Genomic DNA, 17,014 nt, shown 5'->3' on the forward strand with positions numbered 1-17,014 from the left:
CTTACAATTTCACACAAAAAACACTCCGTTTTTTGGGGAATAAATCCATCAAATTTATGACTCACTCACCTTACCCTAGTATTTACAGTATATTTTATCAAAGTAGTTTTCATTTTGGTTTTAATTTCGACTCGCATTACGGTAAAGCCGTAAGGGTTTAATTGTTTAATTATCAAATGATTATAATTCGTAAACTTTAACATTTTTTTTCGACATAATACACAATAGTATCGATGAAACTCCGTTAAAAATGAAATTAAAAACCTAAAACACCCCCCAACCGAAATGAAAAAGTTACCCTATTTTCTATTATTAGTGTTTGCTATAAGCATTTTTGCTTGTAGTACAGAGAACATCGAAGAAGCAATTTCTGAAGAAGAAGAGGAAGTTATTGAAGATGAAGACGATACTCCTCCAGAGGAAGAAGACGATGGAATTGTTTCTGATACTCCATGCGATTTTGACCTTTCTGGTCTGGCTGCTAACTCTACAGTAACAATAAATTGTCTGTTAGATTTAGAAGGCGCGACCATTACTTTACCTCCTAACACCACTTTTGATTTTGATGGTGGAGATATTTTTAATGGAACTTTAATATTTTCCGGAGGTATAATTGATGGAAGGCTTTTAAACTCTAGTTTAAAAACTGAAGGTAATGTTAGTTTAAAAGATCCTGTATTTAAGTTTAATGCGACTAGATGGGAAAATATTGTTCAAGGGCAAACTAATTCTGATATTGCTTTGAAGAATACTGCTGAATTTGAAGATTTAATGTTTCAGATAAAAGAAATGGGTGGAACTACTTTCGAGACGAATGTTTTTGATGCCTTTTTCGAAACTACGAAAGTAACGAGCACCACAGCTGATCAAAATTTTTATGCTTCTGTAGAAGGAATCAATGTTCCATCTAATTTCCATTTAAAAATGTCTGACAATACCAAGTTAAGACAGTTTCCTGCTGGATCACGAATCGAAAATGGTACAGTTATCGCAGTTAGAGATGCTGACAACGTAACGATTTCTGGTGGAAACATAATTGGAGACAGAAATGATCGTGAATACGCTCCTGACGATGTAGGCCTCTACGGTACTCACCTTATGCATATTCATTCTGGTAGAAATGTTACCGTCGATGGTGTAAATTTTGTAGAAGGATCTAAAGGAGCTTTAACTATTTATTCTATAGGATTTAGATTTGATCCAGATTATATTCCAACATACGGAGTAAAGGTAATCAACTGTTCTTTTACCAATATTAGAAGAATGGGAATTGCTCTTACCGATGGTAACGATATTTTAATTGAAGGTAATACCTTTACCAATGTAGGTCAACCAATGGCTGGATCCGATGGTGGTGAAGTTGGATATGCTATAAATATTGAAGCTTTTAGAAGCAGAGATGCTAATGGGAATCTACTAGAGCATGAAAGAGCTTTTGATATTTTAATTACCAGAAATACTGAAATTAATAGTAGAGTTGGTTTTACTGCAGCAACTATTGGACAAGATATTACTGTAGAAAACAATGATATAGAAACTAGATGTATTCTCTCATTAGCTTCTGGAACAAAAATTATAAATAATAGATTCAATGCTTCTGCAGAAGCTGCCGAAAGATTTGCAATTTTTGCAGCAGGTAGTCATAGTGAAACAGTATTTGATAATGAAATATCTGGTAACGATATTACTGGATACAGTATTGGTATAGCAACAGATACCAATGATATCGATGTACATGATAATAATATTACAAATGGTGATATTGGAATTCAATTAAAAGATACGTCTGATTCTAGATTTTACAATAACATGATTAATGTAAATGAAACAGGAATTAGTGCGACCAATACTTTTGTAAATAATACTAGTATCAACGATAATGAGATTACAGCAGGAAGATTTCATTTATTCCTAACAGGGTTTAATAATACTCCTGATACTAACGGATATACCATCTCTGTAGAAAGAAATAAATTCCTTACTTCGAAAAAAGTAACCATAAATAATGCGAATGGTATTGATTTTATGAATAACGAAGTAACTGGTGGTATTGAATTAGGTACCTCTTCTAATATCAATATTTCTTCTAATACTAAAATTGATCCTAACGATAGTGATGGAATTAGATTGTATGGTTCTCATTCGGATGTGTCTATTACTAATAATAACATTTTGGAACCATCTGGAGCAGATAGATTCGACTGTATTAACAATGATTCAGATACGCCAAATGCCATTGTTTTAAGTGGTAATACTTGTGCTAATCGATAAGACACCTTATAATTGTACTTATATTTTATAAGGAAAAGAGACCATCAATATTGATGGTCTCTTTCTATTTATGATATCCTGTATATAGTACTAATTGCACAGTGTACTCATGCCTCATAAACTAGTTAATATTAGAGAGCTAAAATCTCTTTAGCAAGAAGCTTAGTAAAATACTTAGCTCCTTTATCATTTAGATGAGACGGATCATGAAAAAAATCATGATTATTACTAAATCTCGGATCGTTAAAAAAATCTAGTAAAGGAATATTATGTTCTGTAGCTATCTCATTAATTAAGGAAAAAGATCTGTTTTTTCTATAATTACCCTTTATAAACTTCGGTGATGTAACAAAAATGAGTTTAATATTGTTCGACTTTGCATTTAGAATAAACTCTTTTAAGGCATTTACAAGATTACTATCTATTACATTACTTTTTTGTTGTATATCATTTTCATAATTATCAATTTCCTTTTCACTTACGGTCCCATTAAGTGGTCTATACCCTTTATAATCTATTTGTGGAGATACGTAATAACGTGTCATATGTACGATAGTAGAATTAAAAAGATATGATTTAAAAAACATTTTAATATCTACAAACCTATTGTTTACAGCAAAAATAGGTCTTAGCACATCTTTATGATCTCCATAATAAGGATATAGATCATGAAGTCTATCATAAGCAAAGGTCGAATTAAACAAAAAGTCTTCATCAATATTTAAAATAATAGTTTTAGGGACTACTCGTTTTAAGATCATTTTCTGAAGACCTAAATGATATAATAATTGTTGACCTTCTGCCCCAACATTATAAGCGGATGTTTGTAGTTCTTTTTCTAAAACTTCTGGAACATAGTGTCTATGCGCATGTGAGCTGCCAAAAACTAATGTCTCTGCATTTGTTTGATCAATGGCATATGTACTGCGAGCATATTTACCCGTCTTTTGTGTATAGAAAAGTTTTTCCGCTGCAATACCTAAAACCGTATCAACTATCACTATGATAATTAATAGTTTAATAAGCTTAAAAATTATAACCCTATGTTTGTTCATACGATCTTACTCAAAATTGAAAATATATAAACTGGCTATCCCCAAAAACTCCTAAATATAAAATCAAGAAAATTAATAGACTATATCCTAACATTCTGGAAATCTCGGTTTTTTCGGTAATCTGCTTTACAGAACCTATATACTCTCTCCAAATTTCAAAACCAATCAGCACTATAATTGCCAACACAGCATAAAAAGGTGCGGCGATATCATCTCCCATTCCAATATAAAGTTTACCAGGTTGAAGAACTATTTTCTTTATAATATAAAAAGCTTCAGAAACAGTATTAGCTCTAAAAAATATCCAGGAAAAACAGATAAGAATAAATGTGCTTATGATATTTAGAATACCTTTTCTGTTTTTAGCACTAAGCAATACTTCTATAATAAGATAAGCTCCATTAATTGCTCCCCACAATACGAATGTCCAATTTGCTCCGTGCCATAATCCACTTATTAAAAAGGTAATAAAAAGATTAAAGAACCATCTAAATTTACCAACACGATTTCCGCCTAACGGGATATACAGATAATCTCTAAACCAGGTCGACAATGAAATATGCCATCGATTCCAAAATTCATGAATAGATGCAGCAAAATAAGGTCTTCTAAAGTTTGTCATTAAATCAAATCCAAAAAACTTTGCCGTACCAATTGCGATTAAAGAATATCCCGCAAAATCTCCATAAATCTGAAAGGCAAATAAAACTGTCGCAAAAATAAAACTTAGACCATCATGTAATTCAACATTATTATAAACAGCATTTACATAAATAGCGGCTCGATCTGCAATTACAAGTTTTAGAAAAAATCCAATGATAATTAATTTACAACCAAGTGAAATTGAACCTTGAGAAACACTCCTTTTATTCAGGAACTGTGGTAACAGATGAGTAGCTCTTTCTATAGGACCTGCTACCAATTGAGGAAAGAAGGAAACAAATGCTGCAAAAGCAACCAAGTCTTTTGTCGGTTTTAGCTTCTCTCTATATACATCTATAGTATAAGACATCGTCTGAAAGGTATAGAAAGAAATACCCACAGGTAATATGATACGCATTACAGTAAATTCTTGGTTTTGTATACCAATAGCGCTACATAGTTCTATCCATGAATCAATGAAAAAATTGCAATATTTAAAGAACGCTAGTAACCCTAAATTAAAGAAAATGCTACAAAGCAGCCATCTTTTTTTATGCTTCTTAGAATTTGACTCGTATATTTTTAGACCTACAACATAATCTACAACAGTACTTAAGACTATTAATGACAAAAATCTCCAATCCCACCAGCCATAAAATATATAACTAGCAGCTAACAGTAATAAATTCTGCAAGACGATTTTCCTCTTATCCAAAAACCAATACAATAAAAAGGTAACTGGAAGAAAAATTAAAAAATCAAATGAATTAAAGTACATTACCTACCAAAAACGAATTAAAGCGAGATTGTAAAATTTCTTTTTACCGCGTCAAACTTTCCATTAGGTCCCAAAGGAATATCATCTACTATATTGATTGTATAGTTTACATTCTGTCCTAATCGGTCTTTTAAATTGTGTACTAATTTTTCTTTCATTCCATCGTCAAAGTTTTGATCAGCTATCAAATTAACTGTGATTTCATCATGACTTTCCTGTACAATTTGGCTTTTTACAATACCCTCTAATCCTTTGTAAGCCGTATCCATCCTACCGACATATCCTTTTTCTTTGGTCCAAAGAATATCATCTTCTCTACCGGTTAATTTTTCGATCATAGGCATCACACAACCACAATCACAAACTTTTCCTTCATTACAAAGTAAAACAGTATCTTCTATATTATATCTGATAAGAGGAGTTTTTAAATTGGTAAAACTAGTAACCACCAATTGTGCAACTTCTCCTGGTTTTGCCTTTTCCCCTTTTGCATTAATAAATTCAAAAATCCCAGAATCCATATTTAAATGCAAATTACCATTTACACATTCTGTTATAAAAGGGCTTCCTTCACTAGACGCATATTGATTAAACACATGACATCCAAACGCTCTTTCTATTTCTGTTCTTTGATAATCATACAAGGTCTCTGCAGTAACAGCAATAGCTTTGGGAGTGAACTTAACATCAATATTATTTTGATTTATAAATCTACTGATAATATAAATCGCTGAAGGATAACCGTCTAATAATAGCGGTTTGAATTTATTTAATTTCTTAATATAACTAGGTAAATTTTCATCCGTTAGATGATAAGTCGACATCAACAACTGATTCTCAAAATAATTATATACCCAGAAAGGAGCCTTTTTTGCATCTGGTTTTATGATTAATCTCCCAGAAAATCGCACCTGTTTTACTCTTCGTGTTTCTAAACCAATAGCTTTATGAAATCGACGCCATAACGCAAAAGATCTATTGATAGATTCTTTATCTAAATAATTTACCGTCGGAGCACCAGAAGTTCCACTAGTATACCCCACTCCATCGGTAGGTCGCTTTTTATTAACCAAAGCTTCTGGATTTGTCTTTCTTTCTGACTTTGTTAATATTGGCATTTTTTGAAGAACTTCATAGGGATTCTCTTCAATATCCTGTAAAGTAATGCCTAAATCCTTCATTTTGGACGCATACCAATCAGAATGCTCAAATACTTCGGATAATAAGACCTTTAGTCTACTTTCCTGATACCTCTTTACTACATCAATATCCGAATCCCATAAATCGATATACTCATTTAAGTACGTTTCAAATTCTTTGGTATAACGTTGTTTAGAATTTTGATAAGCTTTTACGTTTAGTAAAATAAACTTAAAAGGATAAGGTAAACTATTATAAATTTTTTCTTGCAACTTCCCCATAATTGCTATCTTATTTGTTCTTTATAGAATTCTTGAATTTCTAATGTATTAGAAACAATATCATAATTACCCTCCACAATTTTCTGTACATTATCGTTCTTTACAGAAGCATCTATTGCCAAAATCTTATCTGCCCAGCTTTCTGGCGATTGATCTATGGATAAAAATTCGATATCTTCTGTCAAACTAACTTCTGTAGTTATACTATCAGAAGCAAAAACTTTTATTCCCGCAGCTTGTGCCTCAATTAATGTAACTGGTAATCCTTCATAAAAAGATGGGAATACAAATACATCAAACATCTGAAACAGTTGTGGTACATCTGCTCTTACTCCTAAAAAACGAACATTCTTTTCTATTGATAACTGTGCCGCTTCCTTTTCCATTACTGAACGTAAAGGTCCATCTCCTACCATCATTAATACAGCCGTAGGTTTCTTTTGTAAAACTTCTTTAAAAATCTTAAGCAAAAAGGTATGATTTTTCTGACTTGCAAATCTTCCTACGTGCCCAATCACTAGATTTTTTTCTACATCAAACTCTTTTTTGTATTGCTGAGCAATAGATTGATTATATGCAAATTTTTCTGTGTCAATTGCATTATTCATAGTAGTAAAAGAAATATCCTTACCGAACAACCAATTCCCCGCTTTATCACCACATGAAAATAGATCTGTAGCATCTTTTTTTACTTTCTTTTTTAATTGAAGTTTTATCAATTTCTTGAAAGTTTCTTTTATGCTTTCTTTGTTTGAAAAAAGAGAACCTAAACTAACATCATCAATGGCAATATGAGCATGAGCAATTCTACAAGGAATATTAAATTCTTTTGCAATTTTTAATGGAAAACAACTAAAAGTGTTTAAATGAGAATGTATTATTGAGTATTCAGAATGCTCTTTAAAGAAGTCTCTTAATTTATTATAATAATCTCCCGGAAAAAGAGGATTTATTGGATCAAATCTATATATTCTTCCTCCTAAATTTTCTATTTCTTCATCGAAAGCAGCTTTTTCTTTGCGATGTACCAGAAAATCAAACTGTATTTGACTCCTGTCTATTTTTCTATAGTAATTCATGATCATCGACTCGGCTCCACCTCTGTTCATGATAGTAAATACCTGTAAAACCCTTATAACACCCATTAAAACTCTCCTTTAGTTTTGTATCGTATATAAAGATTTAAAAGTACTCCAAAAGGAATGGCTAAAATTGTAGTCAACTTCTTTGGAGATTCACTAATAAAAGACCCATTTTTAGTGAAAATGGCACTAGACACATAATGAATTGCATTTTTAAATTTGTCTTTGAAATTTTCTGCAAGCTGCATTCTACTTTTTCTAGAAAATGCAAAGCCTTTTGGATGTCTTCTATATTGTTTTAAAATATTCATGCTTGAACCATCCTGCATATATTCAACTTCACAAAGAACATCATTGATAGGAAGTAACTTATAATCTTGGTCAATCAATTGATATAGATACCCTAGTGGAACAAAACGCTCTCCTTCAAAAATTGGATAAGAAGGATATTTCTTTACAACCTCTGTACGATACACCAATTTTTTATCGCCTAAAACTTTGTGTACATTATACAAATCATACAAGGTAGTTTCTTTAATATGATCTGGAATTTTTGTGCCTATAATTTTTCCATCAGGATCAGCATCTAATCCTACAAGACCTGCATATTCTGGTTTATCTTTTATTTTCTCCCAAGCAACTAATATTTTCTCTATAGCTTCTTCTCCCATGCAGTCATCACTGTCTATGCATACATTTAACAAAGTTTCTGTTAAACGATATGCTGCATTATGACCACCATGCATTCCTTGATTTTCCTGATAATGATACTGTATATCTATTTTCCCTTCCTTTATCCAAGAAGCTACTAATGATTCTGTATCATCCGTAGAACCATCGTCTATAATTAACCAAACAAAATCTTGATTTGATTGCTTAATTAAACTTTCATAACATTTATGCAAACAATACGCCCGATTGTAAGTTGGTGTAAATACTGTTATCGTTTTCATTAGTTGATTAATTGATTTGTTGTTAGTGTTTATCCCCAATATAAATAGTACATCATATATGTAAATGAAAAATAGGCCAACATTACTTTCCCAATCATAAAATGATGGTCCTTAAAAAATTCTTTCTTTAGAAATGGATATATGATCACGATTGCCATCATAAACCATGATAGATATGCAAATCGATTCGAGTAATTAGCTTTTATAACCAAAATCCAAAACCCATTGCAAATCAAATAGGTATTTAGCAATTGATAATAAAATTTATCTTCAAACTTCTTTTTATAAATAAAATACCATCCCGCAAAAACTGCAAAAGCGCTATGGAACAGAAAATCCCATCTAAATCCTGTACTTGCAAATGTATTTGCATCTACCTCAGAAGTTAAATATCCAGTAAGTCGATCATCGCCAAAACCTAAACTAGCAAATAGTGTTATCCATAAACTTCCCATTACCAAAGACAACGGAATACAAAATAGCCAACCTTTGAAGAATACTTTGGGATCATTATAAAAATTTGTAATTATATATGCGAAAATTGGTAAAAACAGGGTTTTATGGAAAAATGTGGCAGCTAGAAAAAACAACGCCATTACTACCTTTTTCTCATGATAACATAATCCCCATAAAAACAAGGAAGTTGCAGCACCATTGCGCATTCCGTTTACTCCATAAGTCCAAAAGGAAAAGGAAACGATAAACATTACAAATGAATAGTACCAGTATTGTCCAAATAATTTTTTAGAAATCTTGTATAATGGGAAAATGTAGATAAATGCACAAATTGTAAAAAAAGTGTGCGCTGATACGATCTGTGCCAATGTTTTCATGAACACATGCCAACCATAATCATTTACCTCTGGAATTTCTCCTCCGAGTCGATATCGATCAAATGTAACTATATAATTGACCGTATCCCCAAAAATCCCACTTATAGGGCGCTGACCAATGTAAAGTATTAGAAAAATTAACAAGAAGTATCCAGAAAAATTTATGAAAACAATATTCTTGTGCTCACTAATCTGTAAAAGTCTAGTGTGTAATAAAGTAAATACCACCAAAAAGAAGCATAAATTAATATACAACGGATAGTAAAACTCTAAAGGCACAAAAGTGTTCATTTTACTAGCTTATTTTAACAGTTATCTTATTACACATCATATTTTCTAGATCTTTTTCCCGTCTTGCTTAATAATACGTGCTGGATTTCCAACTACTACACAATTATCCGGAACATCTTTAACTACAACAGAACCAGCTCCTATAGAACAGTTATTTCCGATCTTAATATCTCCAATAATTATAGCTCCTGTATAAATAGAAACATTATTCCCTATTGTTGGCCTTTTTCCATCTACTTCACCTACTGTTACCAAATGATTTACATATAGGTTCTCACCAATTTCTTCTGCATTTAGAATGGTGCTGTATGGGTGTCCTGTTAATACACCACCTCCTAATTTAGTACTGATATCAATTCTAAAATATTTTTCTTTTTTGCAATACAAGTTTAGTAGACTAGAGACCATACCTCTATTTCTAAAGTAAAACAAAGTTCTAAAGTCTGGAGAGTTCGCCAGAAAATTTAGAAGCAAAGAAACCTTACCTCCAATCATACCTTTGGCCGAGGCCCATCTTTCTATATCCTTATCAATTAGATCTTTATTCTTACTTCCTTTATAAATGATCACATGAGGAAATAAAAAGATCTTATATATATTTAAAATTAGTGATCTCATATTACTTTATTACTTCTGTAAACAAACCCTGCCAAAGATTCATAATTTGTGCTAACTCATACTTTTTCGAATTCTCTCTAGCTTTTGCTCCCATATTCTTAATGGTATCCCTATCATTCATCAGCTCAATCAACTGTTTTGCGAATTCGGAATTGTCATACATTGGTACTAAAATTCCTGTTTCTTTATTTACTATATTTCTAGGTCCATATGGACAGTCAAAAGAAACTATCGGTAAACCAGATGCTTGAGCTTCTAGTAAAACCAATGGAAAACACTCATTATGCGAAGTCATTACAAAAATAGAAGAATCTAACATTTCTTCTTGCATCCTATCTGTTGGTCCCATCAACTTCAATGTATCTTGAACACCTACTTCATTAATTCTACGTTGAAGCTTCTCGACATAATTCGATTCCCCACTCCCAAAGATATGAAGATTCCAGTCTTTTTTAGTTTTTGAAACTTCCGCCCAAATATCTATCAATATATCATATCCCTTTACTGCAGCAATTCTACCTGCAGTAATGATTCGATTGTTATTTAGATTTGACACATTATCTGGGAAGAAGGTCAATGGATTTGGTATAACAACTGTATTATTGCTTTTATAATAATTTGTTTCATCCTTATTTAGGATTACCAACTTATCATATTTTGTTTCCACATAATCCGCAAACTTGAAAAAGTACTTTTTAAACAAACTAGGATTTGCTCTTTTGTCTTTTTCTATAAACCTAGAATAATGAAACTCCTTAATTTTAGGAATACTTTTCACTATAAAAGGAACAAAATAAGTATCTACACTATGACTGCACACCACCACAACATCTGGCTTAATTTCTCTTAAAGCAGCCTTTGTTTTGGCAATATGATTAGGAAGTTTTTTTAGGTTTTTAGGATGAAAATAGGACTTTCTTCTATTGTAATTAATCCCTAAATCTTTAAAAACAATATTTTGATCAAAAGAATAACAAGGTGTATTCCCTTTTTGTTCTGTAGTGATAATATGTACTTCGTAATTTTCTAGAGAAGCAAAATAATTTGCTTTTATAGAAAGTACTCTTTCGATTCCCCCATGGAGATATACCTGATCTATAACAAATACGATTCTCATTTCGATGAGGTATTAGTTAAACCAACAAAAAGCTGGTTCCATTCTTGGGCAATAGTTTCTGGTAGATACTTTTTGACCGCTTCTTTAGCATTCTTTCCCATAGCTCTCCGTTTATCTTCATCTTCCATTAAGGTAAGAATAGCTTTTGCAAAAGCATCTATATCTCCATTTTCTACTAAAAGACCATCTACTTTATCACTAATTATATCAGATGGACCATAAGGACAATCATAAGAAATACAGGGCACACCATAAGCCATCGCTTCTGTTAATACCATTCCGAATCCTTCATACCTCGACGACATTGTATAAATCGATGCTTGTTGGTACTTTTCTGCTATATTTTTTACTGGTGGATAGAAATTGACTGAATTAGATACCCCTAGATCTTCTGCAAGTTTACTCAAGCCCTCTTTTTCACTAATAGTCCCATAAATATCTAAGCTCCAATCCTGGTGTATATCATTTACTTTTTGCCAACTTTTTAAGAGTCTGTCATATCCTTTTTGAAAACTATGTTTCCCTACAGCCAATACTTTTTTATTTTCTAAAGAGCTTTTTTCTTCTGGATAAAAAGATAATGGATTAGGAATAACTTTAAGATTTTTAAACGTCCATTCATTTAAATTCCCATTGGTAAGTACCACGAAATGATCATAATACTTTCCGCCAAAATTCATTAAAGAAAATTTGGTAGCAGTGGTAATTCTTTTCTTTAAAGATCTCTTCCCCTTTTTTATTTCTACATTTCTAGAAACATGTCTTTCATAGATCATAGGACAAGGTTTACCCAAAACCAGGGGTACGAAAAAACCTTTTAACCCATCATCGCAAACTGCAATTACATCTGGTTGTATTTTTTTTATCGTATTTCTCAGTCCTTTAGCATACTTATACATCCTAGATATAGGATTTCCTTTCGCTTCTACATTATGATATGATAGCTTAGGACTAAAATCGTAAAAGAGTTCTCTTGTATTCTGATTTAATGTAACTATATGGATATCATAATCATAATCATCTGCAAGCTTACTAGCCTTTATCGAAAGCACCCTTTCCAATCCTCCAGGACCGTCGATACGATTTACTATATATACCAGTTTCATCAAATTACGTTTAAGAATAGTAGTATTTGGGGGAGATACTTTTGTTACTTTTTTATTACAATATCTAAATACGGATAGCAAAAACCGCTATTTAGATTTTTATTCATTGATTTTAGAAATTTTATATAACGTAATCCCTTAAAACCAACCTTTAGAAAAGCAGACTTTTCGAACTTCATTAAACTGCTTACTATATTAATTTCTTTTAAAGGTGCTATTGCTACTTCAAATTCATGATAGCTAGCTCCTCTTCCCCATCTTTTAAATTTCATCATATTTTCATCATCAATCTCACGATAAGAATCTTTAAAATTCTTCCTACTGGAAAATTTAGAATAGTAATACGCTAAATCATCTGGTAACCAATCATAAAAAGGCAGTGCAGCCGTATGCGAATCATAATACCATAATCTATTCGGAGTTTCTATAATTGCTAGATAGCCTCCGCTTGATAACATTCTCCATGCTTGTTGTAATGATTCTAATCGTTCACTAACCGTCATATGCTCTAAAACCGCATAATAGATGATGAAATCAAACTTTCTATCCTTAAAATTCTCTTCAATTTCTTCTCCATTTACATGATGCAATTCTGCTTCATATCCAGCTATTCTCATCCTATCCTTAGCTACTTCCAAAGCTCCAGCATCCACATCAACACCTACTACTTTGGCACCTTGCTCGCTTAAGGCTAATGTAGAAATACCTGTTCCACATCCAATTTCCAAAATATTAGCTCCATTTAGATCCTTTACACGATGTAACCATGGCGCTATCCTATTTCTATTATAATACAAACGATCAAAAAGCTGTCCACTTACTGCCTGATTATATTCTGCAGTTGATAATCTACTTTTGGTATTTCCTCTGTCTAAGTAGTTTTCTTTAAGTGATTTTGTTAACTCTTCTAATTGCTCTTTAGAAAATGTAGTATGTTTTTGTTGCATTTTCTTTGGAGCTGTAAAGAAGTTATCCTTTAACAGTTTTTTGAGTACCCTTTTCATCGTTTGTGCGGTTGTTTAGATTTTATTAGTAACTTTTTCTTTTAGTGCATTGGCTAAGTCGTGGTGTTTTTCGAGGTTTTTTACTGTGGTTTCGTTGGTTATTTTACCTTCTAATCCAAAATTAGAAGTATAAGTTCCTGTTTTACTATCAATATCAATTCGATTAAATAATTCTAGAATCCCATCAAATCGACAAGAATCTACAAAACTATCAAAACCATTTACAAAGATTACAGGAGTACCCATTGCCAAACATGGTAATGCGCAGTGTATTCTAGAGGTTATGACTAGCTTTGCTTTTGCATATTTATTTAGCAAATCAACAGCCATATCAAATTTTTCTTCGTCTGTATAAGTATTCGAAGGCGGTTCTTGGTTGATAAACGTGGCTGTGTCCAATACTTCTTTACTGATAAACTTTTTTATGTGTTTATCTTTTTTTCCAAGTTTGAAAGCAGATCCATTTAATATATTTTTAATAGTGATTTTTGTATTGTAAAATACCTTTTCTGCTCTTGGATAGCTATATAAAGGATCAACAATATAAATATCATCTCCTCTCTCTGAATCATCAACTTTATAAGAATCTAAAGTTAATGTCAGGCATCCAGTGAAATAGGCATCAATTCCTTTGGCCTTAAGAGTATCTGCTGTAAATTGATCTCTACATCCAATAGGTTGGTGCTTTTTTAGATATGCAATTCCTTTTTCACTTAACATAGCCGGAGCAGCTGTATTATTCATGTGAAAAGACACAAAAATAGGATCAATATTATCTGACGGCACCCAATTATGGATATTATGAGTAAACCACCCATTCATGATTAACTTTATAGGATCACCCGTGTACTCCCCTAATCTTTCTCTATTTAATAACGTATCTACCTTTGGCAAAAATTGTTTAGCCGCTAAACTTTGAATATTGTCTCCAACATTAAAAAAGTTCTTATTCTCATCGTATGTAAGTAATCCGTATTTCATTAGTTCTACAATTTACCTAGTTTGTATCTACTTTAATTTTCTATATATTTTTTGTAACCAAGGAAATTTATTTCTAATAATAAATTTCAATCGATTGGTTCCTTTATTTGCATTATTAATTTTTTCTTCTAAAAGTCTATCTACCTTGCCGTTTCTAAACTCGTTCATACGGGCAATTTCAACTTCTTTGTTATCAAAAACATAAAATGTATCCACACTCTTAGCCTTTTCCATTAATTCCCACCAAAAGTATTTTACTCCTTTACTTCCAGAGCCTATATGTAAAATCTGATAAATTTTGTCATAAACCGATCCATCTACATTAAAACCATATTCATTTGGATTTTGGTTATTGAGAATAAGTCCCATTATAGTTCTAAAACATTTCTCGCAATAGCTACAATTAAACTCTGTTCTTTTTTCAGAATAACAAACTCTAAGTCTAAATCTCTTATTTTTATCCTCGGCAAATTTTGCTATTAAATCTACTTTATCCTGTCTTTTAAGTTCATACCCATCATGATAAACTCTAAAACCTGAACCCCAAGTAATTTTTTCATCAATTTCTGGTGTAGATCCCCAATCAATATCAATATGATCAGTATATGAAGACGCAATATAAACCGAACTATAGTTATGAATATAAGCTAAAGGAGCAATAGACCCTACTAACGCTAAACCATGCTGTACTTTACCCCACCAACCTATATCTTTTAGCAGTAATTCTACTTGATACGTATAAAAATCTCTCAGATTGGTTTCTATATATTCTTTATTATTATCTACTAACAACTCTTCATTTTCAATGAAATCTGTAAACTCTTTCCATTGACCTTTATCAGCAATAGTGATATCTGCTCCATGCAGCGTTATCAAATCAGGTTTTTGATCATAAATTCTAATATAAGTAGCATAAGCATCTACCCCACCACTAAAAAGCATTGCCGATTTAGTATGCTTTACAGAGTTTTTTACTAGTTTCTTTGCTACTAACTTTCCTGTAAAAGAACTCGGTACATCTCTTTTAGCAAACTCCTGTTTTATTTTTTCTTGAGCATTATAGAAATCTTCATCAACTTCATCAACTTCTATATCAAACCCAGCAAACCAAGCCATTGGTAAGACATTACTCAAAAACGGAATCACAGCGATACTTTCTGGAGTAGAACTTACATCTATTTGATATTTGGAATAAAAAGGTTCTTTCTCCACAAAGAATTTTTGGATATCAGCACCTACCACATAGTCATAATTGATCTTACGACCGTTATCAGAGTATGTGATTGCTTGTAGTTTTAAGGTATCCATTTTTATATTATTTTCGTTTCAGTAATGAAACAATAGGTTTTCTAAATAATTCTCTTTCGTATTCTAACATTCCTAAGGTATACATCATTACAGCAAAAACTAATGTGTATGATACTCCTTTGGCTATAAAACTAAACCATCCATCACCCGGAATATAATTTATAAAGTAACCAACTGCAACCACCAATAATACCACTAATACTACTTTATGAAGTAATTCTTTGAAAAAACGGATAATATTTAATCCTATGGTATGATGATAATAAAAGTTCATCACGTTTTGAACAATCATCCATCCTCCGACAAGACCAATTATCATTCCCGTAGCACTATATTTCATAGCTAGAAACCCTCCAACAACAACACCAACAATCATAAAACTTAAATACAAAATCGCTTTAAAAGAGAGTTTGTTTTTAGCTTCTAAAATGGAGTTCCCAAAAGCTTGTAGTAATGGTAATGTATACCCAATCATTATGATCAAAGCAATCATGTAAATTTCTCTACATTCTTCTGCGGTATACCTCCCATTTGCTGCCGATTCTCCACCACCTACCCAAAGGTTTATAAATTGTTCTCCATACAATAAAAAGGCACCAAAAATATACATCAAAATAATGAAAGATAATCTTCCTAATTTAATCATCATATTAGTTAACTCTTCTCCACTCGCATTATTAACAGACATCTGTGTTGCTCTTGGAAGAAAAACGCTAGAAATTGCTGTAGAAAAAGCTCCATAGTATGTACCAAGAGCTATTCCAATACCATATATCCCTAATACTTTAGGAATACTTATTGCGCCTAATACCCAACTTCCAGATTTCCATTGTAACATATTTACAATAGCAAAAAGGAAAATCCAGCTCGAATATTGAAAAATCTGAAGAATAAAGCTTTTTGAGAGTTTATGTAACTTAAATCGTACTTTCAATTTCACCAATACATAGTAAGCAGATACTGAAATCGTAAGCATATTAAATATAGTGTCAACAATAACCAAGGCTATTGCTCTTCCACCGAAATATAAAACACATACAATAGTTAACGATCGTAATATATATCGAATAATACCTACAGACTCAGGAAAAACAAACTTTTCGTATCCCTTGCAGATTCCAGTAAATATCATTCCAGGTAATTGAATTGCCAAATTAAAGACTAAAATCACAAACATGATTTTTGCAATTCTTAATTCCTCTGCATTAAATTTTGTAAAATAACTATCAATAAAGAAATAAAAAATACTACCCGATATTACAACTAGTGTAGAAACCGCAGCATATAGTATTCTAACTGTTCCTAAAAAATTTTCTTCTCCTTCTCGATCTTTTTCCGCACGATATTTTGCAATAAAGCGAACTACTGTATTGGTGAGGCCAAAATCCAATAAAGCTATGGTTCCAATTAAAGCACCAATTGCATTGAATATTCCGTACTCATCTTTTCCTAAATAACTAACGATTAAAGGGGTTATTACAATCCCAACAACATTAATCAAAAAGATTTTTAAATACGTTAATAAAGCTCCTTTTTTTAGTTGGCTCAATTTGG

14 protein-coding genes are annotated in these 17,014 nt (G+C 31.8%); 1 reads left to right on the forward strand and 13 read right to left on the reverse strand.

Annotated elements, in window-relative coordinates; genetic code table 11:
• Positions 1–285 precede the first annotated feature (285 nt).
• On the forward strand, positions 286–2,271 hold the full coding sequence (locus Q1A73_RS03720; RefSeq protein WP_299601737.1) for a right-handed parallel beta-helix repeat-containing protein: 1,986 nt from the start codon (positions 286–288) through the stop codon (positions 2,269–2,271).
• A 131-nt stretch (positions 2,272–2,402) separates the two neighbouring features.
• On the opposite strand, the gene Q1A73_RS03725 is transcribed toward Q1A73_RS03720, so the two are convergent.
• The 13 genes from Q1A73_RS03725 to Q1A73_RS03785 form a co-directional block, all read right to left on the reverse strand.
• On the reverse strand, positions 2,403–3,272 hold the full coding sequence (locus tag Q1A73_RS03725) for a hypothetical protein (RefSeq protein ID WP_299601740.1): 870 nt from the start codon (positions 3,270–3,272) through the stop codon (positions 2,403–2,405).
• A 64-nt stretch (positions 3,273–3,336) separates the two neighbouring features.
• Positions 3,337–4,662 carry an MBOAT family O-acyltransferase gene (locus Q1A73_RS03730; RefSeq protein ID WP_366141416.1) on the reverse strand — a complete coding sequence of 442 codons (1,326 nt, stop codon included), beginning with the start codon at positions 4,660–4,662 and terminating at the stop codon, positions 3,337–3,339.
• Between the two features lie 101 nt (positions 4,663–4,763).
• Positions 4,764–6,167: a hypothetical protein gene (locus Q1A73_RS03735; protein WP_299601745.1), complete on the reverse strand. Its 1,404-nt coding sequence runs from the start codon at positions 6,165–6,167 to the stop codon at positions 4,764–4,766.
• A gap of 5 nt (positions 6,168–6,172) precedes the next feature.
• Positions 6,173–7,312 carry a glycosyltransferase family 1 protein gene (locus Q1A73_RS03740; protein ID WP_299601748.1) on the reverse strand — a complete coding sequence of 380 codons (1,140 nt, stop codon included), beginning with the start codon at positions 7,310–7,312 and terminating at the stop codon, positions 6,173–6,175.
• Positions 7,312–8,202, reverse strand: coding sequence for a glycosyltransferase family 2 protein (locus Q1A73_RS03745; RefSeq protein WP_299601751.1), 891 nt, complete (start codon positions 8,200–8,202; stop codon positions 7,312–7,314). The genes Q1A73_RS03740 and Q1A73_RS03745 overlap by 1 nt, the downstream gene beginning before the upstream one ends.
• A gap of 29 nt (positions 8,203–8,231) precedes the next feature.
• Positions 8,232–9,326, reverse strand: a complete 1,095-nt coding sequence (locus tag Q1A73_RS03750) for an EpsG family protein (RefSeq protein ID WP_299601753.1) — start codon at positions 9,324–9,326, stop codon at positions 8,232–8,234.
• Positions 9,327–9,371: 45 nt separating this feature from the next.
• The gene (locus tag Q1A73_RS03755) at positions 9,372–9,944 is read right to left on the reverse strand and encodes a hypothetical protein (RefSeq protein ID WP_299601755.1); all 573 of its coding nucleotides are present in this window, start codon (positions 9,942–9,944) and stop codon (positions 9,372–9,374) included.
• A gap of 1 nt (position 9,945) precedes the next feature.
• Entirely contained in the window at positions 9,946–11,061 is a 1,116-nt protein-coding gene (locus tag Q1A73_RS03760) for a glycosyltransferase family 4 protein (RefSeq protein ID WP_299601758.1), read from the reverse strand.
• Positions 11,058–12,167 carry a glycosyltransferase family 4 protein gene (locus Q1A73_RS03765; protein WP_299601761.1) on the reverse strand — a complete coding sequence of 370 codons (1,110 nt, stop codon included), beginning with the start codon at positions 12,165–12,167 and terminating at the stop codon, positions 11,058–11,060. Before Q1A73_RS03765 ends, Q1A73_RS03760 begins: the two co-directional genes overlap by 4 nt.
• A gap of 44 nt (positions 12,168–12,211) precedes the next feature.
• Positions 12,212–13,171: a class I SAM-dependent methyltransferase gene (locus tag Q1A73_RS03770; RefSeq protein ID WP_299601764.1), complete on the reverse strand. Its 960-nt coding sequence runs from the start codon at positions 13,169–13,171 to the stop codon at positions 12,212–12,214.
• 15 nt (positions 13,172–13,186) lie between these two features.
• The gene (locus tag Q1A73_RS03775) at positions 13,187–14,152 is read right to left on the reverse strand and encodes a polysaccharide pyruvyl transferase family protein (protein WP_299601766.1); all 966 of its coding nucleotides are present in this window, start codon (positions 14,150–14,152) and stop codon (positions 13,187–13,189) included.
• Between the two features lie 27 nt (positions 14,153–14,179).
• On the reverse strand, positions 14,180–15,460 hold the full coding sequence (locus Q1A73_RS03780; protein WP_299601768.1) for a hypothetical protein: 1,281 nt from the start codon (positions 15,458–15,460) through the stop codon (positions 14,180–14,182).
• A 7-nt stretch (positions 15,461–15,467) separates the two neighbouring features.
• Entirely contained in the window at positions 15,468–17,009 is a 1,542-nt protein-coding gene (locus tag Q1A73_RS03785) for an oligosaccharide flippase family protein (RefSeq protein WP_299601771.1), read from the reverse strand.
• Positions 17,010–17,014 lie beyond the last annotated feature (5 nt).

The sequence above is a fragment of the uncultured Aquimarina sp. genome (assembly GCF_947492115.1).
Classification (GTDB): Bacteria; Bacteroidota; Bacteroidia; order Flavobacteriales; family Flavobacteriaceae; genus Aquimarina.